The following is a 24,729-nucleotide window of genomic DNA, read 5'->3' as shown; positions in this document are numbered from 1 at the left end:
TTTTATTTTTCCTGTCTGCGGGCTTCGATGGCCTTGGCATGTCCCTGCAGGCCTTCTGCATAGGCCAGACTGGTAATATCCTTGTCAGCTGCCCCTACAGCAGCACGGCTGTACTGAATGTACTGGATACGCTTGATAAAATCATAGACCCCCAGAGCTGATGAAAAGCGGCTGGTGCTGGTTGTCGGCAAAACGTGATTGGCTCCCGCATAATAGTCACCGATCGGCTCACTGGTATAATGCCCCAGAAAGACAGAGCCAGCATTTTCAACCTGATCCAGATAGCTGTAAGCATCATCCATGGCAATTTCCAAATGCTCAGGTGCCACCTGATTCATAAGCTCAAACATAGCTTCCTTGGAAGGCGCAAGGATGATACGGCCGTTGTTCTCAATCGAAGCACGCGCGATTTCCTCTCGCGGCAGCTCTTTCAGCTGTCTGTCTAGCTCTGCTTCCACTTGGTCTGCCAGCTCCTCCGAGTCGGTCACTAGAATAGCCCGAGCCAGCTTGTCATGCTCGGCTTGCGACAGGAGGTCAGCTGCCACATAGACGGGACTGGCTGAACGATCCGCAATGACTCCAATCTCCGAAGGACCAGCAATCATGTCAATCCCCACGACCCCATAAACCATCTTCTTTGCCGTAGCCACAAAGATATTGCCTGGTCCCGTTATCTTATCCACCTTGGGAATGGTCTCAGTTCCATAAGCCAGGGCTGCTACGCCTTGGGCTCCGCCAATTTGGAAAATCCGATCCACACCAGCCAGCTTGGCAGCGACCAAAATCGCTGGGGTAAAGTGCTCTTGGGGCGGTGTAATCATGATGATTTCCTTGACACCGGCAATCTTGGCTGGGATAACATTCATGAGGACGGAGGATGGATAAGCTGCGGTGCCCCCAGGTACATAGGTGCCGACCCGTTCAATCGGCCGAATCAACTGACCACGGACAACGCCCTCGCTGTGACTATCCTCAAAACCAGTCTCCAACTGCTGGCGGTGGTAGGATTCGATATTGGCTTGGGCATTTTTCAGGGCAGTCAAGACCTCTGAATCAATCTCCTCAAAAGCCTGATCAATCAGCTCCTGCCCAATCTCAAAATCTGTCACCTCAACCTTGTCAAAGAGCATGGTATAGTCTCTTAAAGCTTGGTCACCGTCCTGTTTGACCCTTTCAATAATCTCAGCCACTGCTTCTTCCACATCTAAGTTCTGCTGACTAAGCTGCAGCTGCTCTTCGTATAAAATCCGTGAAATTTCTTCGTTACTTCCGCTTAAACGCTTGATAATTGTCATTTAAAAGCCACCTCTCTTCTTCCTACTAGGGATTCAATCCTTGCCACAAAAGGCATGATATCCGGGTTATTTTTCAGGGAAGCCTGATTGGCAATGAGCCGAGCTGACACCCGACAAATGTCTTCAAAAACCAGCAGGCCGTTAGCTGACAGGGTATGCCCCGTTTCCACAATATCAACAATGGCATCCGCCAAGCCCAGCACCGGTGAAATCTCCACACTGCCTTGGATGGAGATGATTTCCACATCTTCCCCTTTTTGATTAAAATAATCAGTCGCTACTGTTGGGTACTTGGTCGCAATCCGCTTGCGCTTGTGATCATGAGGTTCATAGCTGGGCACTGAGGCTAGTGAAAATTTACAAAGGCCAAAGTTCAGATCCAGCAGCTCCAGATAGCCGGTCGGATGCTCAAAGAGAATGTCCTTGCCGACAATTCCTAGATCAGCAACTCCATTGCGCACATAGGTCGTCACATCAGGCCCTTTGACCAAGAGAAAGCGAAAGCGACCGTCGGGGCTTTCAAAAATCAAGCTGCGCCCCTTGTCTGCCATGAAGGACATATCAAAGCCAGCCTGGGTCAAGAGCTTGACCGTATCTTCCTCAATCCGCCCCTTGGTCAGGGCAATGGTAATCTGACTCATCTGCCATCACCTCCCTTTCCGCCCTCGTCAGGCAGGTCATCATGAATGGACTGATAGACACTGTCAATGTCTAGGGACCAGCCGATAGCTGTCAGCTCTGCTGCCCCGAAGCGCTTGAAAAGCTGGTCATAGCGACCACCAGATAGAAAGGCATCTGGCACTCGGTCGCCAAAGACCTTGAAGGTAAGGCCAGTATAGTAAGGCATGGCCGCTACCTGCCCCAAGTCCATGGTTGTCTGATCCAGCAAGCCTGATAGGCTCCGCAAAACTTGCTCCACATCATCTAAAGCCATCAATATCCGCTCGTTGTCAACTATCTCTCTAGCCCTAGCTAAAACCTGTTGGCTAGGACCAAACAGATAGGGAAGCTCTTGTAAAAAATCATCAAATTCACTCGATCTGGTCTGGGTGAATTCAAAGAGTCCCGTCCTATTTTTCTTGCGAATATAATCTAGCAGCTGGGCCTCCTCCTGCGAATCCAAGGCCAAACTCTCTAGGATGGTCTGCAAGATTGCCGCATGGGAAAACTCAAACTGATAAGACTTAACCTGCGCCAAATCCAGCGACTGCTTGGCTGTCTTGATAGCCTCAAGCACCGCCTCGCGAGCTGGATAGCCGATAATCTCAATACCTGCTTGACTGAGCTCGTTAGCAAGACCGCGCAGTTCTTCTTGATAGTGAAAAACCTTGCCCGAATAGGAAAACTTAGTCGGCGTATGAACCCTGGTCGAAGCAATAACCCGACCAATCTGGCTAGTTACATCTGGCCGCAGCACCAATAGCTCGCCTTTTTTATCGAAAAGATGATAATGATGGGGTTCCACATGGTCACTGAAGACCTCAAAATGCTCCAAAGTCGGCGTGTCAATCCGATTGAAGCCCTGAGCCATCAGAAAATCACTGATGTCCCGCTCAATCTCGTAAGTCACACGCGCCCTCTTGAAAAGCTTGTCGTGCATGCCAATCGGAAGGGTGATTTTATTCATAGGCTGCTTTCCTTTCTTGCTCTATTCTTACACTGGCTGGCTTTGAGTCAAACTCTCAGCTGCTGCAAATTTCCTCGATAGCTGCCAGGACTGTTTCCATCTCCTCTCGCCGTCCGATAGAGATGCGCAGAAAGTCTTTGATTCGCTCTGCTTTTGGAAAATACCGCACATAAATCTGAAGCTCCTCTAGCTGCTGAAAAAGCTCTGCTGCAGAGATTCTAGTAGGCTGGGCTAGGACAAAGTTGGTCTGACTAGGCAGAACTTGGAAATCCAGCGCAGCCAATTCTCCAGCAAACCAATCTCGGGTCTCTTGAATGGCTCTACCGGTCTCGAGATAATAATCCCAATCTTTCACCGCTGCAAGAGCCAAGCGCTCTGCTAACATATCCACTGAGTAAGGATTAATGGAGTCCTTGACAGCTTTCATGACAGCTATTAAGTCTGGATGGCCGATGCCGTAGCCCACCCGCAGACCAGCCAAGGCCGCATCCTTGGAAAAGGTCCGCGTGATAAAGAGGTTAGGATAGGTTTCTAGAAGAGGCAGGGCAGATTGACCACCAAAGTGAATATAGGCCTCGTCCACCACCACGACCACATCTTGATTGGACGCCAGAATTTCCTCCAACTGTTCCAGCGGCAGATAAATCCCCGTCGGAGCATTAGGATTAGCTAGGATAATGCCGCCATTATCTCCAAAATAATCTGACGGATGGACCTCAAAATCAGCTGTCAGAGGGATTTCGCGAAAAGGCACGTGGTAGAGGTCAGCCCAGACCTTGTAAAAACCATAGGTCAAGTCTGGAAATAAGACCGACTCGCCACTGTTAAAGAAGGCCAGAAAAGCCATGGACAAGATGTCGTCACTTCCGTTTCCGATAATGAGCTGGTCGGGTGATACACCCAAGTTGGCCGCCAAAGCCTGACAAAGCTCCGCCTGATCCAAACTGGAATATTTGCGCAACTCTTGGGCATCAAAGTTCTGCAGGGCCTCTGCCACCTTAGGGCTTGGTCCATAAGCATTTTCATTGGTATTGAGCTTAATCATGTCTGGCTCATTGGGCTGCTGCCCTGCTACATAGGGATTAATCTGCCTGAGACCTTTTAGCTTAACCATCCTGCCACCTCTCTTTCACACACTAGCCATTATCTGATTCTGATTATCTTTTAGAACTTCTAATAAATGAAAAACGAAATTTACCACTTTGCTAAAGGAAAATAGGGGAATCTTCTAATTTAAATATAATAAAAAGCCCTCGCAAAAAAACTTTGCAAGGACGTTGACACGCGGTTCCACCTTTATTCGGACCCCAGTCGCCTGAGGACCCTCTGGGAGTACGAGACTCCAGATTGATAACGGCAATCAGCCGTCGGACACTAGTCTCAGACTGCTGACTGATTTCGCATCCGCACTCAAGAATGTGTCGTCTAAGGATTGCGCGCCGTCTCACCATTAGGCACTCTCTGTTTCTTGTCTTAGACTTTTTCTCTCATCGCTTTCAATTTATTGTTGAATATTCTACATGAATTTTTATTAAAAAGCAAGAGGAAAATTGAAAAAAATTAATTATTTTTTCTTTCTAAATAAATTAACGTTCTTTCAGCATGGAACTAGACAAATCCAACAGATTAATCGCTGTCTCAAAATGCTCCCCCATCAGGTCATAGACAGCATCTTCGCTTAAGACGCCGCAAGCTATATTTTCAGGGAAATCCGGTCCATTCGAGAATTCTAAATCATCAAAAAATTCCTGACCAGTATAGTAGTCCCTCAACTGGATATAATCTGACTGGCAGCGCTCCAGCTCAGCTAAAGCTTCCTGGGCTCTTGCCAATACCTGAGAATATTTATTCAGGTGCTTTTCCATTTTTTGAATGCGTTCTAACTGTTCCACAGGCTTCCTTCCTTTCCGAACACGACAAACGAATCAGTCCACCTTAACCACCTGCAGCTGCTCACCACCCAGCAGAATCAAATATTTTTCAATCTGCGAAATGCCATAAGAACGGCTGAGAGCTTGAGCATATAAGTCTAGCTGGCCATGGTAGCGAGCAATCAACTCAGACGAATCCTTGTATTTATCCGTCTTGTAGTCAAAGAGAATGATTCGGTCCTCAAAAAGCAGGTAACCATCCAAAATACCCCGCAAAACAAATTCCTGACCGCTGTCCTCATCTTGCTTGAGCATGGCAAATGGTGCTTCTCGACGAACTCTGTCACTGTTCTCAATCAAGAGGCGTCCCAAATCCGTCTCGAAGAAAGATGCAATCTTAGGCAGCTGAATCTGATTTTTGACCGCTTCATCGGCCTGAACCTGAGCCAAGGCAGAACGAAGTACAGCCATGCTGGGCCTGCTATCTAAAGGAATCCGCTGCATGAGTTCATGAACGGCACTGCCGACTTGAGCCCCAGTCACTTTGGCTTTCTTGCCAAAATCAGGCAACTCAAAGCTGGGCTGCGGCCGAAAAGCTGCTCGCTCATCCATGATATCCAGACCATCCATATCCATGATTGGCTCATAAAACTTCTTAATCTGGCTTGGAGTTCGTACACTAGGTAACTCAATAGCAGAGCGATACTGGCTATTCAGCTGGTCCACGCTTTCTAAAATATCCAGAGCCCGACGGATATCATCCGTCTGACGATTATTTGCCAAATCATCCGCTGGAAAGAGCACAGGCTCATTAATCTGCCCTATCTCTTCAGCAGTTAGCTCCTCATCAGTGACAAAACGGGTCTCGTAGGCAAGATTCTCATCGGAAAAAACAGCCTGAATGGCATAGAGCCAGTCTTGGAAATTACTGAGTTGGCTGCGCAGACTGGCAGACAAACGCCCTTGTTGGCTCTTGCCCCACTGACGCTTATCCAAGGCCTCTTGACTGCCCTTGCCGACCAGATAAAGCTTGGTTTCAGCCCGCGTCATGGCCACATAAAGCAAACGCATCTGCTCAGACAGACTGGCCAACTGCAGCTCTGCTAAATTCTGCTGATAAGGCAGCGTATCCATGGAAATGCGCAGCTGATTCGGCGCATAAGGATCTTCCACAGACACCGATACATCCGCCACATACTTGATGCCGACTCCTTTGGTCCGGCTGAGGATAATAGCCGAGCTGCTATCCTGACGGTTGAAGGCCTTGTCCATATTGAGCAGGAAGACATACTTGAACTCCAGCCCCTTACTCTTATGAATGGTCATGAGACGAACGGCGTCCTTAGGCACCGCCACTGGCACACTGGCTAGGTCATGCTGGTTTTCCAAGATACGATCTATCATCCCGATAAAGCGAGACAGGCCTTTAAAGCTGGACTTTTCATACTCATTGGCCCGCAAAGAAAGAGCATAGAGATTGGCCTGTCTCTGGGCACCATTGGTCAGAGTCCCCACCATGTCATAGTAGAAACGGTCCTGGTAAATCTTCCAAATCAAATCATACAGCGAATGCGTCTTGGAATAGGTTCGCCAGCCTTGCAGGGTCTCATGGAAGTGCTGCAGCTTTTTCTGCAGTTCCTGGGTGACTAAAGCAGGGTTCAAACCTCTTCCTTGGAGGACATTGAGCAATTTTTCATAGAGATTTTCCTGAGAACGCTCTTGACTGGCCTGCAGGGACAGCCGAGCCAGCTCGTCCTCACCAAAGTCAAACATAGGAGACTTGAGAAGGGCGGTCAGGGCATAGTCATTCAGCGGATTATTGATGGTCCGCAGGGTATCCAGCATGACTAAGACCTCTACTGACTGCAGATAGTTTGCGGCGCCATCATCTGGTACCAGCGGAATCTGGTGCTGCTCAAAGGCAGCTAAAATCAAATCATTGCGGGTTCTGGAAGCCGTCAGCAGCGTAATATCTTTAAAAGCCACTCCTTCTTCATTGTGCAAGCGAATGATTTCCTTGATGACTAGGTCCACTTCCCCAGCTGATACTGCCTGTGGCAAGCCCTCATCAGCCTCCTCTTCCGGACTCTCCTTAGAGCCTTCATAGATTAAGAAAGAAGCGCGGTTAGCTAGATTAGGCTCGCGTTTGACAGGATTTCCAGCCACCAGATAGTGGGTTTCATTGTAGTCAATTTCCCCGACTTCTTCATCCATCAGGCGTTTGAAAACATCATTGGTCGCTTCCAGTACCTCAAGATGACTACGGAAATTTTCCTTGAGGACAATCAGCTTGCCCTGACTGCTATCCTCTTGATAGGCCTTAAACTTATCACTGAAAATCTGCGGATCCGCTTGACGGAAACGATAGATAGACTGCTTGATATCACCCACCATAAAGCGATTTTGCCCTCTGGCAAGCAAATCCAGCATGCGCTCCTGCGTGTGGTTGGTATCCTGATACTCATCCACCATGACCTCGTGGTAGCGCTCCTGATAAAAGCGACGTACCTCTGGAAAAGTCTCTAAAATCTCAATAGCAAAATGGCTGATATCACCAAATTCAAAGGCATTTTCTACTTTCTTACGCTCCAAGTAAGCCTGTGCAAAGTCCGCCACAAAATCCCGCAGAAGCTCAACCAGAGGCAGACACTCATCCTGATGCTGCTCGATAAAGTCCAGTTGATAAAGCTGCTGGTCAAAACTGCGCAACCGCTCAATCATAGGCTTCCTGGCTTCATTGTAGTCCTTGGCCATTTCTTTTTTGAGCTCGTCTGCATTCTTGCCAACCCGAGCTGTAAAGACCTGGCCATTGGACAGTTGAGAAAGTGCCACGATCTGTTTGAGAATTTGAGCTGTTTCCTCTATTGAGGACAGTTCATTCAGGCCTGCTAAGAGGGTCAGAGCATCTTGGACATTTTCCTGATATTTAGCACCTGCAAATTCTCTCCCCTCATGCTCCATATGGGCAGAAAAGAAAGCTTCCAGTTCCAAAAGAGCTGATTTGATTTGACCAAATATCCGCTCTCTCTCTGCTTCAAAGTCGCTGTGCTCATAGCCATAAAGGAAGGTTTCCTTCAGCCAGCGCTGAGGACTGCTGGTTGACTGCAGAAAGCTGTAAATCCGATAAACTTGCTCCCGGAAGCCTGATAAATCCTTGCGCTTACCAGTAAAATTCTTAACCAAACGGCTAAACAAATCCTGACGCTCGCTGTTATAGTAACGATCAAATACTTGGCTAAAGACTTCATTTTGCAGAATCAGCTGCTCACTGGCAGACTGGAGAATCCGAAAATTCGGTGCTAAACCAAGCAGGTAACCATAGCGACTAAGTACTTTCTGGGTAAAGGCGTCCATGGTGCCAATGTCAGCATTGGGCAGATCAGCCAATTGCTGGGCCAAATGTTGCTTGAGTTCAGGACTTTCAGCCTCCTTCAAGGCCTGACCCAGTTCCTTCTCCAGCCTCTCTTTGAGCTCTCCTGCCGCCTTGACAGTAAAGGTCGAGATAAAGAGCTGACTGACAGCAACACCTCGAAGAATCTTGTCTATGATTCGTTGGACCATGACAAAAGTCTTACCCGAGCCGGCCGATGCGGAGACTAGAATATTCTGGCCAGAGGAGTAGATGGCCTCAATCTGCTCTGCCGTCTTTTTCTGTGGCTTGTCCGAAGCAGCTTCTTGGGCTTGCTTAAGAGCAATCTCTTCCGCAGTTAAAAAAGGAATTCTCTTCATCTTTCCATCTCCTCCCTCATCTTTTCTAGCCAGGCCTGACGCAACTTCTCACCAGTCGGACGCCTATCAAACTTGCTTGCATCCAGCTTTTCTAATTGGCGTGCCTGTCCCAAGTGTAGATTGGCTTCAAAGCCTGTAATGGCCTTAAACTGCTCCACATAAGGTGCAATGCTGCGACCATTCTCTGTATAAGGATTGACTGCAAAATGGCCTGATAGAATGCCTTCTGCAGCTTTTTTGTAGAGATAAGCATTATAGGCCAGCAGCAAGTCCAAGTCTTCCTGGCTCAGCAAGTTGGTCTTATTTTTTTCATAGAGCGGACCAAGCTCCTTGACAGCATCAGCCACAAAAAGCCCCTTGTACTGGAGTGGTTTCATAGACTGATTGACTGCATCCGCCAAGGTCTTGGTATCTTTAAGCGCCACAATCGGATCGGTCATCTGCAAATACATGGCGCCAAAAGTCCCCTTATCCTCTTGATAGTCTGCTAACTCTTCAATCGCTGCTAGATAGGTTGGCAGCTGAGAATTCAGTCCATTAAAGAACTTTTCAAAGCTGAACTTAATATCGCCAGACTTATAGTCCACCACTCCCAGACTCTCGGTCTTGGTCAGACGGTCAATCCGGTCCACCTTACCGCTCACGGTCACTGCTCTGCCATTTCCCAAGGTCAGGAAAGGCTTAGAAGCAGAACCAAAGCCTGTCTCCTCACCAATGGTCTCAATCCCGCTTGGATGAGCTAGCACACGGCCGGTCGCCCTCGCCGTATCTAGCAAGAGCTGGCGGGCAAAACGGGTCTGTCCTGACTCACCGTAGATGCTCTCAAACTCGGCCTCTCGACTGGTCTCTTCCATAGCTTGTGCTAAACGCCGGTCAAAATCAGCCGACGAATCATCCTGCAGAACCTTTTCAAAGATCCGGTGGAGGAAAATCCCATGGCTGCGAGCATCAGGATGAATGGTCCACTCTTCCTGCAGGCGCAGAACATACTTGAGAAAATAAGCATACTGATGCCGAAAATATTCGTTTAGAGCAGACGCTGAAAGTCGGAGAGGCTGCTCCTGAGGGTAGAGGGCTTGCAGAGTTTCTGGCTGTAGAGACTCCGTTTTCAGTTCCTTGCTGATGTGCGGAATGCTGATGCCTTCTGCTGCCAATTTCTTGCGCAGAACCCGTACAGCCACCGCCCAAAAAGTCTGCTCCTCCGCTGTCCACTCTCGATCAATCTCCTCTTGGTGAAGCTCGATAATTTGAGAAAGTAGAGCTCGGTAGCTGCCAATATCGTCACTGGAAGCCTGAGGCTTTTTGACAATGATAGGCAAGGAAAGCGGAGCTGCAGTCAATTCCAGCAGATAGGTCGACATGCTGTCCTCTACTTCATTGACCAAGGCCGGCGCAGACAAGACCAGCTCTTTGGTAGCAGAATTCATCAGCGACAGAGCCGTATAGCGATTCTTTTTGAGATTTTCTGAGCTGGCAATCTGGAGTTCCGCCTGAGAATCCGTTGCATCATTGAGCCGAGCCCGGTCTTCATCACTAAGCAGACTCTTGTTTTGCGCGATTTTCGGGAAACGCTCTTGGGTCAGTCCAATCGCGTAGACGTAAGGAGCTGCTAAAGGCTCTATCAGGTCATAAGACTGGACCTTGACCACATCTACTGTCGCCGGTACCGTCCGGTAGTTGGACAAAAGCATACCTGACAAGACCAAGGCTAGAAAATCATCCAGTTTGACCTTACTATCTGCAAAGACCTGAGCAAACTGCTCTAAGACATGGCTGAAAGCCTTCCAGACTTCCTCATGGCGCTCCTGCTCCTGCTGACTTTCTCCCTGCAGCAGAGCCGTCAAATTGTCAGACAAACGGGCCACTTGGACAAATTCTGTAAATTTAGCTAAGAGCCCCGACGTTGTCTGGCTACGGGATTTGAAAAAATCTTGCAATGGAGTCATAACCCGACGACGAATATGATTGAGACGGTCTAGGTCAAATTTTCCTTGGCTATTGGCCGTGAAATCCTTGGCTAGCTTGGCTGCTCCCTTAATGTCCGCAAAGCGCAGATATTGCTCAAAATGATCCAGCTCTTCCTGAGTCAAATCGCCGTAGAGCCCTGTCTTTAAGAGATTGAGCAGGTCTTCCAGTTGAAAATTATAGCGTTTGAGCCGCTCCAAGGACTCGACAAACTGGACCAGCGGATGCTGGGCCATTGACTCGCTCCGCCCCAGATAGTAGGGAATCTGATATTGGTCAAAAATAGTCTTGAGCTGAAGCTGGTAGGCTTCTACATCTCCCAAAAGCAGACGAATATCCTTATAGTGCACACCATCATGAACCCGCTGCCGGATGGACTTAGCCACATACTCCAACTCTTCTTTCTGGTTCATAGTAGCCCAAATTTGAAGCTGTGAGCGATCTGTCTCACTAACTTCAACAGCCGGCTCAGAAAAATCATAACGACTCTCCAAGACCTTGGAAATCCGTCCAAAGGCATCTTCCGCTTCCGCATGAGAGATATAGTCAGGCTTGACCTGATAGTCCTCGGCTAGCTTTCTCAAAAAATCCACGCTGGCCTGATAGAGATTGCCTTCACGAAAGGCTGCTCGATAGGCTTTTTGGCTGGCATAGGTCCCGATGACAATCTCCACACCTTTTCGATGCAGGAGACCGACCAGGTATTCCTCTTCGGCAGAAAAACGAGTAAAGCCATCAATGACCAGAGCTAGATTCTCCAATTCCTCATCTGTGTCGCCAGCCAGAATATGCTGGGCAAAAGCAGCAATCTGAGAAGACGAATCAAAATCGCCCTTATTCAGAGCAGCAGTCACCGCTGTAAAAATCTTGACCAGATCCTCCCGCTTCTCAGGCTCCTCGAGAAATTCCAGATCCGCAAAGGACATCTGGGCAGTCTGCAGTTCATGGTAAAGATCCATCAGCTGCTGGATAAACTGAGGATCCTTCTTAATACGGCCATAGACTTTAAGCTCTCCATCATCCAGCTCTGTCAAGGTCCGATAAATCAGCATTCCCAGACCAATATCGTCCAAACTCTGCCCTTGCCGAACATCATTGAGGACAAAATATCGAGCCATCTGGGCAAAGCGCGTCACTGTAATGGCAAAGGAAGCTTTGTTCTTCAGGCACTCCAAAACCGCCCGCTCCTTCTCAAAAGATAGCGAATTAGGCGCAATATAAAAGACTCGCTTACCAGCCGCCACCAAGCTCTCAGCCTCAGCCACTAAAACCTTGGTCAAAGAATGGCGAATATCTGTATAAAGTAATTTCATAGCCTGCCTTTTCCTCTAGAAAATATAGGAACATTATACCATTTTTACCGATAATTCTCATGGAGAATAGTCCCAAAGCCCAATTAGAAGCCTGCATCCAAAGATAGCGTTAGTGAATAGCTTCGTCATGTCCATAAAAAACGAAAAAGCCACTGCTTCCAGTGGCTTTCTAAAGCTTCTTACTTCTTTCAAAGTAAGAGTTCATTTAATCTTATGCTTATTCATCTTTTCTTCAAAAATGCTTGTCATAATCCCGCGCAAGTCTTCTCTTTCCTTGTCAGGAAGTTCGCCTTGCTGCTTGGCTACAGCGTACAACTCAGGATATTGCTTAGCAACTCGCTCAACCGTCTTGGTCGTCGCATGCCCTCTCACGAAGAAAGGAATCCTCTTAATCCACTCTTGGGGCACGAGTGCTAGAATCTTTTTGGCAGCTTCCTTATCGGAAATTTCTGCAGTGCTGAGCCCTTGATTGATCTGCTCCTGTTCCTTTTCTGTAAAATCTTTTAATTCCATACGCTAAATCTCCCAGTTCTCTTTTCTTAATACTAACTGAAGCACACTACTTACCCTCTACCCACTTATCATTGTCCATGATAAAGGGCTTGGCCAAACCTTCCCCTGTGTAGTTCTTATATTTGGTCTGCAAGTATTTGTAGACATCTTCCTTGGTCGCAAATTTGATTGCCTGATAAGGCTCTTCAAATGTCAGCTTTTCGATAAATAAGTAGCCATCTTTATCTGGAACCAAGACGCCGACATGCCCTACAAAGAGAGAATCACCATCAAGATTATCGTGGACAATGACTGAAAGCATTCGAGCCTTTTCATTAAACTTGAACTGTTTGAAGTATTCCTCCATCTTCTTAGCATGGACTTTGACATCTTGAGTCGCTTCAGTCTTGACTCTTGAAAACAGAATATTAAAATCTTCCTTATCTTTTGCATCAAAGAGCTTGCCCTTGTCAATCGAATCATTATCTATGAACAAAAGTTCGTCATCTTTTTCTATTTGAGGGATGTCGATGCTATTTTTCAGCAAAGTATAAGTATTAATCCGACAATTTGTCCCAATAAAATCGCCCTTCTTTGCCTGCCATAGAGGATTGATTTTTTCTACGTCATATTCAGTTTTGGTAAACTTAGTGAAATCGCCTGTTAATCCAGTAGAACCAACAAGTCCGTTGTAGTCATTGACGAGATTGACAAAGTTATCGACACTGTCTTTATCCAAATGAGCTGATAACAAACTCCTCACTTCTTCGACACTCTTTTCACTGTTTAAATTTGAATAAGTCGATGTAGTTTGACTTGTTTGATTATTTTTCTGCGAACTAGCACATGCTGCCATCCCAAAAGCTAAAGCCAGGCAGGCGCAGGACATGATTATTTTGCTGTATTTCTTCATTCTTATTTCTCTCTAATTCTTGTCTTCTACAGACTATTTTGCTTTACAATTTTTCTGATGAGCATTCAACTTTTTCATGGCCCAGTCATAATGGCTGGAAGTAGCACTTACAAAATAGGAACCTAATACAGTCCCTCCGACCCATTTATAGACATTTTTTAAAAATAATTCTTCGTTTGTAAATGTGTCGGCTAAGTCCAAAACATCTTGATGGGACTGATGAAATACCTCAGTTGCCTCTTTTAGAGAAGTCTTTTGATGCTTCTTCCAAAATTCCAGATTCAACTCTCCATAAGTCTTCCAGTTATAGGGCGCAGGAAGAAAGGGCTGCTCTTGACCCTTTTGATTGGAATGCACCCAATCTAACAAGAGCTGGTGCCATTCATAGAGGTGAATCAAAACATCTCTTATATTTTTATCTCGTCTCCAATGTGCCTCTTTCTTCTTTTCATCCCGAGAAAAATCAAAAGGCATATTTAACTCTTGATCAGACAATTTGGAAATGAGAGTTTGCAACTTCTCATAGTTTTCCTTAGCGGCCAGCATCAAATCTTCTTTAGTTTTCGGTCTGGGCATAAGATTGCACTCCTTTGCATCTTTCGTCTCTTGGAAATTATCTTGCTAAACGCCAGAATTTATAGGATTTTCTCAATTTCCTTTGCTATTTTACTCTTTTTCAATTTCCTATGTCTAATGTATCTCCATAAAACAGCAGGATTCAAGCTGTATGACAATTGCAATTGATAGTAATTTACCCACTCTATAAGAGCAAACATCCAAATCCCTAAAGAAATGAACAATATGGAAAATTCTCCGTGATTCAATAATATCACAAAAATTCCCGTAGCTAGTAAAATAAAATCCAATTTCTTCAATATCTTGTAAATTTGTCCTGTATACTTTTCAGCAAATCCTAGATTGGAAATCCTCTTGATTAAAATCAACCAAAAAACGGAACCCTGTATCAAGATAAAAGTTAGGAGAAACAAGGAGAAGGAAATAGAAATGAAGGCTTTAGTAGTAAGAATCCACTTTTTAAGCAGAAAAAAATTCATCCAAAATACTAAAACAGCGACCAACTCCCCACTAGCTAGATTAATCAACTTTTTCTTCAGAAGTCCTTTTGATTTCATCTTACACCACCATGAAAAAATTCTAACACTTTTAAAGAAGGAATTTTTAAGACCTTGTTTGTTCGGATTCCTTTATTTCTATTCCATTACTTTTTAGACTCATCACAATAAACTACAAATCCCTTTGGTAAGATGACAAGTTGTTGGTCATCAGTTTGGTAATGACTCACCAAATCAGCTGAATCTCTGTCTAACAGATAATTCTCTTTGGACTGATTAAAAATAGCTCGGATTACTTGATGATCATGTTGCCATTCTAAAGCCAGCACATTAGGAGCGATTTCTTCTAAGGTAAATTTCCCATACTGAATAATGCCCGCAACATCCTTGCGAAGCTGAATTAAATTCTTCATAAAATTGAGCATGTCATTGCTACTAGAAACCCGTTCCCAAGGCATAACCCGTCTACAATCCGGGTCCATACCTCCATCCAATTCTAGCTCGGTCCCATAATAGATACAAGGCGTCCCTCTTTGTAAAAAGAGAAAGGCGAGTGCGGATTTGACAAGCTGGATATCACCTTGAGCTGTCGCCAAAATGCGCTCCGTATCGTGCGAGTCCAAGAGATTAAACATAACCTCAGAAATCTGCTGCTTGTAATACATGGACTGGCAATTAATCTCAGCTATGAATTGACTGATCTTCTTGCTCCTGCTCAAAAAGTAGTCCTTGATACTATCGGATAGAGGATAGTTCATGACTGCGTGAAACTCATCACCATTTAACCAAGGCTGAGAGGTATGCCAAACCTCTCCAAGAATATAAAGGTCAGGCTTTTTGGCCAAAACTGCCTTCCGAAAATCACGCCAAAATTGGTGATCAACCTCATTGGCCACATCCAGCCGCCAAGCATCAATATCAAAATGTTCAATCCAATAGGTTGCAACGCTTAAGAGATAGTCTTTCACCTCAGGATTTGCCGTATTTAACTTAGGCATATAGCTGGCAAAGGCAAAGGTATGATAAGGCAGTTCTTTGGGATTCACAAGTTTGTCATTCGTCACTGGGAACTCTTGAATGTGGAACCAGTCTTTATAAACAGACTTTTCACCATGTTTGAGAACATCCAGCCATTGAGCGGATTGATCGCCCATATGATTGAAAACCGCATCCAGCATGACCTTCATGCCACGCAGATGAGCTTGCTCCACCAGTTGACGGAAAGTCTCCTTGTCCCCAAAGTGTCGATCAATTTCAAAGTAATCAGTCGTATTGTACTTGTGATTACTTGGCGATTCAAAGATAGGACAGAGGTAAAGCCCTGTAATCCCTAAGTCTTGCAAATAATCTAGATGATCAATAATCCCCTGTAAATCCCCGCCAAAGAAATCACTACTTTTAGGTCTGATAGACGAATCCCAATCTAGAGCTCTCTCTGGTGAAAGTTCAACATTTCCATTGGCAAAACGTTCAGGAAAAATCTGATACCAGACCGTTTTTGAAACCCAGTCAGGAACCTGACAACCATCAATTTCGTGAATATAAGGGAGTTTAAAACCGTTACCCTCTAAAGCAAGATTTTCTGGACTATTGTCAGCGAAACCTTTATCTCCATACAAGATGCTTTGACTTTCTTTATCCTCAAGCTCAAACAAATACTGAATCCGAGCAAAGCGCACAGAGACAGCTACTTGCCAATAGTCAAATAAGGCATCAGAAGTCACTTTGACCATCTCTTTCGCATCTTCAAAAGAATCCTCAAGAAAAATAAAGGGATCGCCATAGTGCAAAACGATTTTCTCTATATCCTCTTTCTTAGTCCTAATTCTGATATGCACTTGCCCTTCTTTATAAAGGTAGGCATACTCCGACTCCGGTCTATGATAAATGGCTGTTAATTCCATACTTTTCATCTCCTAGATTTCACTTTTTAAACTCATCGTAATTCTATGCAAACGATTCCATAGCTTAGCCCTAGTATACTATTTTAAAAAAATGATTGCAAGCTATTGTTCAAGTTTGGGAATAGGAGGTATAGCAGAGAATATTAAAAAGCCTTGAGGACAAGGCTTAATATTAGTTTCTATCTTGAGATTTCATTGTATTCTATTCTTTTTCCAAATTGATATTCAAACGCTTAAATTATTCAGTATTATTCTTGTTCATATACCAACTTGGGACTAGTCGGTTCATATCATCATACCATTCTAAAATTTCCTTAGCTTGATTTTGCATTACTGATATTTCCTCTTCTCCATAAGAAATAGCCCATGGAAGACCTCCAATTAAGTTACTTAGAATGTAAACGGCAAGAAGTTTCCAAAATAAATCTGGAACCTTGTCATCAAAATATCCATCTATCATACCTGATGCAAAAGAGGGAGATACTTGAGCTGACCACACAATACGATTGAACTCCTCCCAAGGATCTCCAAAGTCAAAACGATCAAAGTCAATGACATAAATCTCACGATCTTCTCCAATCATGAAATTTCCAATATGATAATCACCATGTTGCAAAACTTGGGGTCTATTTTTTAGCAGTTCACGGTTTTCGTTCAAAAAATCAATAAAGACCTGCCCGCTTTCAAATTGGACGGGACATTCTTTGTATTTGGAGATTTTATCATCAATTTTTCTATTAAAAAAGATTTCCCAGTCTTCACAAACTTCTGTAGCAGGAATTGTATGAATCTTTCTAAGTATCCTTCCTGCTTCTATCCCGTAAGTGTATTGTTGTTTTTCTGAATAAGTTAAAATTGTATCTATTGCATCTCTTCCGTCTATCCACTCGTGTATAGAATGTACTTCGTCACCGCAGAATTCAAATTTAATCGGTTTACACATACGAACTTCCAGAGAAGCAACTTTCTCCATCATATCAAATTCAATTTTCTTAGAATCTAACTTCTCTTTATCAGAAACACGCAATAAATATTTTTGATTGTTCTGGTCTGTAACACAATATTTTTTATCATCTGACCATCCTTTATTTATGGCTATCTTACCAATAAAATCCATCAATAACTCCTCGATTAACTTTACAAGATTACTATATAGTTCAAACTCTAATTCAAGAAAATCGCTTTATTTTTTAAGCTTTTAAAATTATTCAGTCGTTCATCAAGTTCTTCAACATAATCTTCGTTTGACATTTTTGTACCGATATTTTCAGACAGAGTTGTTTTTTATTATCCATTACATCGCTCTTCTATACTCCTTAGTTAACTTTATTGTATATTATAAATGGAAAAAAAGCTAATTATCTTATTTTCCAACCCACAAAAAAGAGCGGCCTCTGCCACTCCTTTTTGAAATCTATGCCTCCACCTATCTATCCAGTTTTATCACCTTATCGTAGCGCTTCAAGTCCTCTTCGCTATAGTGATGAATCACTTCTACGACTGCTTGTGGGAGTGAGAAAAGGAGTCGACTGATTTTCTCTTGATTTCTAAGGTCCAGATTGGCCTTGACCTCATCAGCTAAGATTAATTGGCGATTGTGATAGAGCGCGCGGGCAATTTCTAGCCGCTGCTTCTCACCGCCTGACAGAGTTTGATTGCTGGGTGTTTTGCCTTGGAGAGCTTTCAAACCGGTTTGCTGCAGAATCTCTTCCATCCTTCTGGAATCAAGTTCTTGTCCCAAAGCGATATTTTCTTCTAGTGTCAATCCATCAAAGACATGACTGGACTGGAGAATGTAGGCTCCTGCCTGATAAAGTTCATCCGAGCTTAGCTCTTGTCCATGGTAGCGAATCTGACCTTGACTAGGCTTGATTTCACCATAGATGAGGTTCAGTAAGGTTGTTTTCCCAGACCCACTTTCTCCGATAATGGCAATCTTTTCCCCTTCTTCAATGGTAAGATTGCAAGGGGCTAGGATTTCTCGACCATCACGCTCTACGCTAACTTGCTCTAGCTGGATAGGAAAGACGGAACTTGCAAGAACAGAAGGCATTGTCAACTCCTCTCCCAGCAATTTTTGATACTTATCACAAAGAGACTTGGCTGACTTCCTGGTATTGATAAAGTAAGATAGCTCTTGAAATTGATAGCCGATATTATGCGATACTAGGTAAATCCCAACAAAGCTGGCTGCAGACAGGTAATTATAATAGGTCATGAAACCACCAATGACAATAGGCGCGACCGAGCAAAAGGCATCAATCCCATTGATAAAGAAACTGTTTAAAGTCCGTTGCTTTTCATAGGCGACTTCTTGCTCTAAAGCCTTGTGTAAATCTTTGGAAAACAGTTTGTAAAATAAGCTTTGTCCCCGATAATGCCGTATGGAACGAGCACCCGCAATCATATTGGTCACTTGAGAGACGTAGCTCTGGTTAGCCATGGACTTATGCTCAGAAATCGTATCCAAACGTTTGGAACCAATCCCACTACAAAGAACCGGTATCGAATAAAAAATGATAAAGAGCAAGCCGAGATAAAAATTTGTCCAGAGAGCATAGCAGATGGAGACGGTTGTAAATCCCAAAGAAGAAATGATAATAACAGTCGGCTCAATATAGTTATCTTCTAGCTGTTTCACATCATTTTCCAGGTCGGACAAAACCTCTTCATCCGCTATCCGACGGCTATATAAGAAAGTCTGAAAGATAGCCTGCTTAATACCCAACTTGAAGTCCGTCAGCACTCGTGCATAGTAATAACGTTTCCCCGCCAAACCCAGCAAGAGAATCAAATTCCCCACAATCCCCCAAATCAAGACCTGCAACAGCAAATGCAACTGGTGATTGGTAAAACTAGAGACAATATACTGAATCAAAGCCGGTGTAATGACAGCCTCCAGCCAAGTAATCATAATCGCCACAAAATAGAAGAATAAATACTTTTTAGTTACATAAGATCTAAGCATAGCGTATAAACCTCCTGAAGTTATTTACCAACTTAGATGGTCTTTTTTTATCTAGACGGGGATAAAATAGGAGCCTGATTATTTGAATGAAAGCATCAAATGTAAGGCTACTTTATAATCTTTCGAAAAAAGAACTGAATAAGAAGTTCGAAGCATATCAATTCACTTTTACTTTTTACTCAAAAATATATCTAACACATCTGCATAGCTAACAAAGGGAGCTGGAAATACTAGTCCAGAATAAAATAGCATTATGGTATTAAATAAATTCAATAAGACAGACACTCGTTTGAAACGTTCTGTTAATTTAATTGCCATGGTATATAAGACAAAAAATACAGCATAATTAAGTATTGATATCAAAACCAAATCCACTAAATGGAATGAGGGCATCAAAAATTTTCCATTAAAAAACAGATGCGATAGAATGATTGAAATCAAAAAAATGAATGTCGACCAAATAAAATAAGTTGTTGATCTAGCAATATAAATCATCATTGGTGTCCGTCGAGTTGTTTTGATATTTGTATATTGATTGGTACGAATTTCAAATTCCAACTCCTCATTAGCAAGCAATATCACATTAGTTATAGAATAATAAATAAAAAAATAGAGTAGATTTATCGGTTTATCACTATTGAAAATAATAATGATTCCTGTAATAAAAATCATGGAATAAATCACTTCGCAAATACTATCAAACGTGTATCGAACTCTATAATTGAAATATCTTCTTAATTCACTAAACATGGAAAAGGCTCCCTCTTTTTTTAGCAATGTTCAATAAAGTGAAAAATAGGAAAGTTCCAGCTGACCAATATACTGCACAATAGACTATAATAAAAAAGATACTCTGGTAGGACGGAGAAATAATAAAATTTCTCAAGGCATAGTAAGGGAAAAGCTTTCCTATAAAGCCAAATAAACCACCTAGCGGTGTTAGTATGCCAGTAAAATACAGCATGAAATAAGAAATTAACGATGTAATGCTAGAAGTACGATTAAAAATGAAGCAGAGACTTGATAGGAAAAAACCCAAACCATATATGCTAATAACAGTTAGCATACATGCAGTCAGGTTTCCAACTAACTTTAAAATACTATCCGGAAAATCAATATCATTAAGCGTGGATAAAACGATAAATATAGGTATGGCTTTAACTAGATCCACCAATATCTGAACAATAATTTTAAACATTAAGACATGAAAAACACTCTTACTGCTCTGGATTACACTTATCAAAGTTCTATCATAAAGGTCATCCTCAATAAAAAAAGTTGGGTGCGTAATACTATGACTCGTAAAATACCAAGTAAATAATAAACATAACAATAAAAATTTACTTTGCGTATCTTTAAAGTATTGAAGATAAGCTGAAACCATTATCAAAATTCCAAAATTTGAAAAAAATAAATTGAATTTAAACTGCATCATCTCTTGCAGCTGTCTCTTTAACTCCCTTCTTATTTCTTTAATCATCATTGATAACCTCATACAATATTTCTTCGATACTTTCCTCAACTTCTTCAAAAAATATTATCTCAAAATTATTAAAGATATTATTTTTCACCTGACTATCTTTTACTTCAACAATCAATCTTTCGTTTTCTATTTGGTAAGATAAATCAGGAAACAGTCTCTCAAAAGCATCTTTATCAGAGTCTGAAATACCAATTCTATATTTAATCCACCTAGTATTTTTCCCAAAGATTTCTGAGAAACTACCTTGCTGGATTATTTTCCCTCTACTCATAATACAAATTCTTGTTGATATTTCTTTTGCAAAATAGATATCATGAGTAGTCATGAGAACAATAGTTCCTTTTTCTTGGCTGAGAGTTAGTAATAATTTCGCAAACTGCTTTTTGGCAATGACATCCAGACCATTTGTTGGCTCATCTAAACACAATACTTTTGGCTTACAAAGTAAGGCAATGATCAAAGACAATTTTTGTCTCGTTCCTTGTGACAATTCGGACACCAATACATCAACATAGGGATGGAAAGCTAGTTTATTAAATAAATCCTCCAATTCATCCTTAACCTGACCACGCGAAATTTTATTCAAATGTAAAAAGTAATCAATATTTTGATTTGCCGTCAGATATTCATAGTAGCCTCTACCGCTTTCTAGTACGAGCTTAACATTGTTATGAATATCTTTCGAAGTATTCTTACTGCCAAAAACAAATACATCACCTGCATCTTGTAACATTAAGCCAGAGATAATTTTTATGAAAGTTGATTTACCCGCACCATTGGTGCCCACTATAGAAACAATCTCTCCTGAATGCGATCCAAAGCTAGGAATGTCCAATACAACTTTACCACGAAAATTTTTCTTTAGATTGCTTACAATAATTTCATTCATACTCGCATTAACCTATTTCGATTACTAATACTTACACTGCCAAAAATTTAAAAACAAAGATTTTTGAATTACTTTCACTTAAATATGCCTAATTTTTCACAAGCAGAGCTACACACTTGACATGGATTGAATGCTCACTTAGTACTTCAAGCAGCATTATTTGTATGTAGGAACATATCCACTTATCTATTTAACGATAGCATAAGGTTATCGTTAAAAGAGTTTGCCTCGACAAACTGGGATTTACTTAAATGAAATCCACTCTGACTTTGATAGACAGGTTATGTGTTCTGTGCGAAGAACACCTTCCAATACACATGGAATGTTCTCTTTTGTATGATGATAACGGAACCCACATTTTTCCTGAACTCTCTTTGACTTTGTATTGCCGTCAAAATAACCGCACCACATTTTCTCTAGATTCAGGTCATCAAATCCAGGTCTCATCAACTCACGAACTGCTTCCGGTATCAGACCCTGACCCCAATACGGAACTACTATCCAGTAACCAATCTCCGCCTCAGTATCAGGAATACCTTTATCACTTACAGTGCCGATCATCAATCCTATGCTACCCACTGGCTGCATTGTTTCTTTTAAAACTATGGCGTATATCTCAGGTGCTGAAAAATAACTTTTTATAATCTCCCTACTGTTTTCAATACTGGTATGTACAGACCAACCTCTGGATGACTGGCATATTGAAATAAATCATTGGCGTCTCTTTCTTCCCATGGGCGAAGAATCAATCTTTCCGTTTCTAAAATCATTTTTTTCCTCTTCAAATTCCAAATGTTTATAAAGTCGCTTAAGATGAAGTCTTTTTGATTTGACTTTTTTTACAACACTACCGCCTCAACATGATGCATTTGTGGGACTTAAAATATTTGGAGAAGCTTTTGAGGATTAGCTGCTCTTCTCTACTAAACTTACCACAACAGCATATGGTTCGTATGTGAACCTTATTAGATTTGATTAGTAAGACCCCAGTGAAAACTATGAAGCTCATCTCCTTTAATGTAAAACTGAGACGTTTAGTTTATCTATTGCTTAAACTTTAATTCAAGTATTTTATTATAACCTTCATAAAAACGTTCTCTTGTTACCACTTCACCTGGATATTTTTCCTCTAGAAATGTATAAATTTCAATTGGTCTAATCCATTCTTCCGCCATATCTTGAAAAAATGGACTACATAGCCTCATCTCACCTTTACTCGATTGTTTTAATAAAATTCCATATATAGGAATTTTAGTTAATATATTATAGGTGCTCTTTTTCATAGATTCTCCTTCAATAAATTAATCGAATGTAAATACATAATCGTTGCTGAAGTTATCAAACGTACTCTTTATCTGATTGTAAACTTCCTGGTTTTCTTTAGAAATTTTTTCCGAAACATATAGGTCTTTCATTTCGTTTTTTTCAATTAGTACCCACTTTAAATGTGAATATGAGTACTTTGCAAAAGTGACCCATTGTGCATAATTTATTATCATAGGATTTTTTGTAAAGTATATTTTCCCAGCATTAGCTGCTGTAGCTGTGGAATGTCCTATAAATAGCATAGTATGTAATTTTGGATGTTTTTCTCTATCCACCGAAAATGGGATAGAGTTTTTTAAAGAATTTCCCTCGTTAATTCTTTTTAAAGCATATCCTAGTCTGATGACAACTTCAACAATCATAGTTGAAATTGCCATGCTGCTAAAATGAATAAAATCATAACCTTCGTAATACATCCCTTGTACTATTTCTGCTATTGTTTGTTCCTCATTCCCAATTTTTCCGAACTGAAATAAATTGAATAGTCCCATCAATGGAGCAGGTAATCCCATTGAAGTTGTAATATCAGATTTAAAATGAATTATCTGCTTAGCAATTGCAGCGAAAATATCACTTTCTTTTCTATCTGTGTAGTTGTCCATAAATTGAGATACTATTTTTCCAGTTTTATCAATAGTAGTCATCTTTCCATTAAGAATATCACACACACCAATTACTAGACCAAGAAGTGGGTCATGTCTAAGAGATAGTAATCTATGATAGTAAGCAGATAGGCCATTAACATTAACTTTTGTATGACGATTATCTTGTGCATCAAAAGGAACCTTACTAACTTTTGAATTTGCTAGCTTTTCCATTTCTTCTTCGGGGAATCTCTGATTGAACCAATCTCTTACATGATTCGATAAAGGACCACCTTTCAAACCTTGTGGAGTTTTTTTAGGTATTCCAATTAAAAGTATATCAACTATTGCCGCTAATACACCAGCACCAGCACAAATCGAAATGTCAATAGCATCAAGTTTATGTATATTATTAAAATCATCATTCAATTCTCGAACAATAGCTTCATTTATCTCTAGCTCTTCATTTGTAAAAAGTACTTCTAAGTCATTCGTAGAACCGACTTCATGCTCAGACTTTGCAATTAAATCTTCCCATTTAGGAACTACTATAGTTCGTTTTTCTGCTTCAGTATCTATTTTTGGTAAATAATTTAGATTATACCCTAGCTCTTTTAATAACTCTTCACTTTCTGATATCCTTGCTTCCACACCTGTCTTATCATGTCTTTTGATTAGACTTAACTCTCTAGTTTGATAGACTAAAATATTATTAAATTGTCTTTCTTCATCTGAATATTTAAATTTACTCATTACGATTTTCCTAAATCATTTTTTAAATCTTTTATCGCTTGTGTAAGAAGAATATTTAAACTTTGTAAATAATCCAGACGCTCTTTATCAGCATCCGTCTCAGCCTTCAGTGCTTGTATAATTGCTTCATGTTTTTGTAGCGCCTCTTTATATAATCGTTCTTTTTCCTGTTTAAGTTGATTATTTTTTAAATTAGATGCTAATAAAATAGCTCCTCCAGCTAAGACAACAGCAGGTGCTGCTAAAACAAAGACGCCAGCTACCATTCCGCCACCAACAATACTTCCTGCAGCTGCAAGTCCAGATGTAATTCCGGCAGCGGATAAACCAACAGTACCTAAACCGTAGAGAGCAGCAAATGATCCAATTCCACCGACGCCTGCTCCCAGGGCACCTGCTAAAACTTCTGGTATTGCACTCTCTCGCATTGTACGTGTCTTGTCATTCAGCGCAGCAGACGCTTCATTAATGACATTTACGACTTGCTGTAATGATTCTACATTTTGAAATACTTGTTCTTTTTTCATAAAAGCTCCTCTATATT

22 protein-coding genes are annotated in these 24,729 nt (G+C 41.9%); all 22 read right to left on the bottom strand.

The features are described from left to right. Nucleotides 1–2 precede the first annotated feature (2 nt). The 22 genes from hisD to FOC72_RS03340 all read right to left on the bottom strand — a co-directional run bounded on the left by hisD (nt 3) and on the right by FOC72_RS03340 (nt 24,712). Entirely contained in the window at nt 3–1,295 is a 1,293-nt protein-coding gene (gene hisD, locus FOC72_RS03435; protein WP_002895133.1) for a histidinol dehydrogenase, read from the bottom strand. Then, nucleotides 1,292–1,936 (bottom strand): ATP phosphoribosyltransferase, encoded by a 645-nt coding sequence (gene hisG / locus FOC72_RS03430; RefSeq protein WP_002895131.1) that lies wholly within the window; start codon nt 1,934–1,936, stop codon nt 1,292–1,294. The genes hisD and hisG overlap by 4 nt, the downstream gene beginning before the upstream one ends. Next, complete coding sequence (locus FOC72_RS03425; RefSeq protein ID WP_002895130.1) at nt 1,933–2,922, bottom strand: ATP phosphoribosyltransferase regulatory subunit; 990 nt, start codon at nt 2,920–2,922, stop codon at nt 1,933–1,935. Before FOC72_RS03425 ends, hisG begins: the two co-directional genes overlap by 4 nt. Nucleotides 2,923–2,977: 55 nt before the next feature. Then, nucleotides 2,978–4,036 carry a histidinol-phosphate transaminase gene (gene hisC / locus FOC72_RS03420; RefSeq protein WP_002895128.1) on the bottom strand — a complete coding sequence of 353 codons (1,059 nt, stop codon included), beginning with the start codon at nt 4,034–4,036 and terminating at the stop codon, nt 2,978–2,980. 472 nt (nt 4,037–4,508) lie between these two features. Next, on the bottom strand, nt 4,509–4,814 hold the full coding sequence (locus FOC72_RS03415) for a DUF4298 domain-containing protein (RefSeq protein WP_002895127.1): 306 nt from the start codon (nt 4,812–4,814) through the stop codon (nt 4,509–4,511). Nucleotides 4,815–4,847: 33 nt separating this feature from the next. Next, complete coding sequence (addA, locus tag FOC72_RS03410; protein ID WP_002895126.1) at nt 4,848–8,522, bottom strand: helicase-exonuclease AddAB subunit AddA; 3,675 nt, start codon at nt 8,520–8,522, stop codon at nt 4,848–4,850. Next, nucleotides 8,519–11,800, bottom strand: coding sequence for an ATP-dependent nuclease subunit B (rexB, locus tag FOC72_RS03405; protein WP_002895125.1), 3,282 nt, complete (start codon nt 11,798–11,800; stop codon nt 8,519–8,521). The genes addA and rexB overlap by 4 nt, the downstream gene beginning before the upstream one ends. Before the next feature lie 201 nt (nt 11,801–12,001). Then, nucleotides 12,002–12,313, bottom strand: a complete 312-nt coding sequence (locus FOC72_RS03400) for a hypothetical protein (protein ID WP_002895124.1) — start codon at nt 12,311–12,313, stop codon at nt 12,002–12,004. 46 nt (nt 12,314–12,359) lie between these two features. After that, the gene (locus tag FOC72_RS03395; protein ID WP_002895121.1) at nt 12,360–13,205 is read right to left on the bottom strand and encodes a DUF4300 family protein; all 846 of its coding nucleotides are present in this window, start codon (nt 13,203–13,205) and stop codon (nt 12,360–12,362) included. A 33-nt stretch (nt 13,206–13,238) separates the two neighbouring features. Further along, nucleotides 13,239–13,781 (bottom strand): ClbS/DfsB family four-helix bundle protein, encoded by a 543-nt coding sequence (locus tag FOC72_RS03390; protein ID WP_002895120.1) that lies wholly within the window; start codon nt 13,779–13,781, stop codon nt 13,239–13,241. Between the two features lie 59 nt (nt 13,782–13,840). Then, nucleotides 13,841–14,338: a hypothetical protein gene (locus FOC72_RS03385; RefSeq protein ID WP_002895119.1), complete on the bottom strand. Its 498-nt coding sequence runs from the start codon at nt 14,336–14,338 to the stop codon at nt 13,841–13,843. A gap of 86 nt (nt 14,339–14,424) precedes the next feature. Further along, nucleotides 14,425–16,182: a glycoside hydrolase family 13 protein gene (locus FOC72_RS03380; protein ID WP_032914142.1), complete on the bottom strand. Its 1,758-nt coding sequence runs from the start codon at nt 16,180–16,182 to the stop codon at nt 14,425–14,427. 238 nt (nt 16,183–16,420) lie between these two features. Then, complete coding sequence (locus FOC72_RS03375) at nt 16,421–17,299, bottom strand: aminoglycoside phosphotransferase family protein (RefSeq protein ID WP_002895116.1); 879 nt, start codon at nt 17,297–17,299, stop codon at nt 16,421–16,423. A gap of 309 nt (nt 17,300–17,608) precedes the next feature. After that, on the bottom strand, nt 17,609–19,150 hold the full coding sequence (gene gggC, locus FOC72_RS03370) for a streptosactin export ABC transporter GggC (RefSeq protein WP_002895114.1): 1,542 nt from the start codon (nt 19,148–19,150) through the stop codon (nt 17,609–17,611). A 168-nt stretch (nt 19,151–19,318) separates the two neighbouring features. Continuing rightward, nucleotides 19,319–19,900, bottom strand: coding sequence for an ABC transporter permease (locus FOC72_RS11540; protein WP_002895113.1), 582 nt, complete (start codon nt 19,898–19,900; stop codon nt 19,319–19,321). Continuing rightward, nucleotides 19,893–20,633 (bottom strand): ABC transporter permease, encoded by a 741-nt coding sequence (locus FOC72_RS03365; protein WP_002895112.1) that lies wholly within the window; start codon nt 20,631–20,633, stop codon nt 19,893–19,895. Before FOC72_RS03365 ends, FOC72_RS11540 begins: the two co-directional genes overlap by 8 nt. Continuing rightward, a complete protein-coding gene (locus tag FOC72_RS03360) occupies nt 20,623–21,522 on the bottom strand; it encodes an ABC transporter ATP-binding protein (RefSeq protein WP_002895111.1) in 900 nt (299 codons plus the stop codon). The genes FOC72_RS03365 and FOC72_RS03360 overlap by 11 nt, the downstream gene beginning before the upstream one ends. Before the next feature lie 243 nt (nt 21,523–21,765). After that, nucleotides 21,766–22,137: a GNAT family N-acetyltransferase gene (locus FOC72_RS03355; protein WP_427195848.1), complete on the bottom strand. Its 372-nt coding sequence runs from the start codon at nt 22,135–22,137 to the stop codon at nt 21,766–21,768. Between the two features lie 23 nt (nt 22,138–22,160). After that, nucleotides 22,161–22,292, bottom strand: a complete 132-nt coding sequence (locus tag FOC72_RS11710) for a GNAT family N-acetyltransferase (protein ID WP_002895109.1) — start codon at nt 22,290–22,292, stop codon at nt 22,161–22,163. A 273-nt stretch (nt 22,293–22,565) separates the two neighbouring features. Further along, nucleotides 22,566–22,805 (bottom strand): hypothetical protein, encoded by a 240-nt coding sequence (locus FOC72_RS03350; RefSeq protein ID WP_002895108.1) that lies wholly within the window; start codon nt 22,803–22,805, stop codon nt 22,566–22,568. An 18-nt stretch (nt 22,806–22,823) separates the two neighbouring features. Further along, nucleotides 22,824–24,185, bottom strand: a complete 1,362-nt coding sequence (locus tag FOC72_RS03345; protein ID WP_002895106.1) for a hypothetical protein — start codon at nt 24,183–24,185, stop codon at nt 22,824–22,826. Next, nucleotides 24,185–24,712, bottom strand: a complete 528-nt coding sequence (locus FOC72_RS03340) for a hypothetical protein (RefSeq protein ID WP_032914141.1) — start codon at nt 24,710–24,712, stop codon at nt 24,185–24,187. The genes FOC72_RS03345 and FOC72_RS03340 overlap by 1 nt, the downstream gene beginning before the upstream one ends. Between the last annotated feature and the right edge of the window lie 17 nt (nt 24,713–24,729).

The organism is Streptococcus sanguinis (assembly GCF_013343115.1).
Lineage (GTDB): Bacteria > Bacillota > Bacilli > Lactobacillales > Streptococcaceae > Streptococcus > Streptococcus sanguinis_H.
The sequence above is the reverse complement of the archived record's forward strand: the minus strand, read 5'-3'. Positions and strand labels throughout refer to the sequence as shown.

What these genes read in the sequence shown, in the direction of transcription:
- hisD (WP_002895133.1), bottom strand. Translation starts at nt 1,295, where the DNA reads ATGACAATTATCAAGCGTTTAAGCGGAAGTAACGAAGAAATTTCACGG.
- hisG (WP_002895131.1), bottom strand. Translation starts at nt 1,936, where the DNA reads ATGAGTCAGATTACCATTGCCCTGACCAAGGGGCGGATTGAGGAAGAT.
- FOC72_RS03425 (WP_002895130.1), bottom strand. Translation starts at nt 2,922, where the DNA reads ATGAATAAAATCACCCTTCCGATTGGCATGCACGACAAGCTTTTCAAG.
- hisC (WP_002895128.1), bottom strand. Translation starts at nt 4,036, where the DNA reads ATGGTTAAGCTAAAAGGTCTCAGGCAGATTAATCCCTATGTAGCAGGG.
- addA (WP_002895126.1), bottom strand. Translation starts at nt 8,522, where the DNA reads ATGAAGAGAATTCCTTTTTTAACTGCGGAAGAGATTGCTCTTAAGCAA.
- rexB (WP_002895125.1), bottom strand. Translation starts at nt 11,800, where the DNA reads ATGAAATTACTTTATACAGATATTCGCCATTCTTTGACCAAGGTTTTA.
- FOC72_RS03400 (WP_002895124.1), bottom strand. Translation starts at nt 12,313, where the DNA reads ATGGAATTAAAAGATTTTACAGAAAAGGAACAGGAGCAGATCAATCAA.
- FOC72_RS03395 (WP_002895121.1), bottom strand. Translation starts at nt 13,205, where the DNA reads ATGAAGAAATACAGCAAAATAATCATGTCCTGCGCCTGCCTGGCTTTA.
- FOC72_RS03390 (WP_002895120.1), bottom strand. Translation starts at nt 13,781, where the DNA reads ATGCCCAGACCGAAAACTAAAGAAGATTTGATGCTGGCCGCTAAGGAA.
- FOC72_RS03385 (WP_002895119.1), bottom strand. Translation starts at nt 14,338, where the DNA reads ATGAAATCAAAAGGACTTCTGAAGAAAAAGTTGATTAATCTAGCTAGT.
- FOC72_RS03380 (WP_032914142.1), bottom strand. Translation starts at nt 16,182, where the DNA reads ATGGAATTAACAGCCATTTATCATAGACCGGAGTCGGAGTATGCCTAC.
- FOC72_RS03375 (WP_002895116.1), bottom strand. Translation starts at nt 17,299, where the DNA reads ATGGATTTTATTGGTAAGATAGCCATAAATAAAGGATGGTCAGATGAT.
- gggC (WP_002895114.1), bottom strand. Translation starts at nt 19,150, where the DNA reads ATGCTTAGATCTTATGTAACTAAAAAGTATTTATTCTTCTATTTTGTG.
- FOC72_RS11540 (WP_002895113.1), bottom strand. Translation starts at nt 19,900, where the DNA reads ATGTTTAGTGAATTAAGAAGATATTTCAATTATAGAGTTCGATACACG.
- FOC72_RS03365 (WP_002895112.1), bottom strand. Translation starts at nt 20,633, where the DNA reads ATGATGATTAAAGAAATAAGAAGGGAGTTAAAGAGACAGCTGCAAGAG.
- FOC72_RS03360 (WP_002895111.1), bottom strand. Translation starts at nt 21,522, where the DNA reads ATGAATGAAATTATTGTAAGCAATCTAAAGAAAAATTTTCGTGGTAAA.
- FOC72_RS11710 (WP_002895109.1), bottom strand. Translation starts at nt 22,292, where the DNA reads ATGATTTTAGAAACGGAAAGATTGATTCTTCGCCCATGGGAAGAAAGA.
- FOC72_RS03350 (WP_002895108.1), bottom strand. Translation starts at nt 22,805, where the DNA reads ATGAAAAAGAGCACCTATAATATATTAACTAAAATTCCTATATATGGA.
- FOC72_RS03345 (WP_002895106.1), bottom strand. Translation starts at nt 24,185, where the DNA reads ATGAGTAAATTTAAATATTCAGATGAAGAAAGACAATTTAATAATATT.
- FOC72_RS03340 (WP_032914141.1), bottom strand. Translation starts at nt 24,712, where the DNA reads ATGAAAAAAGAACAAGTATTTCAAAATGTAGAATCATTACAGCAAGTC.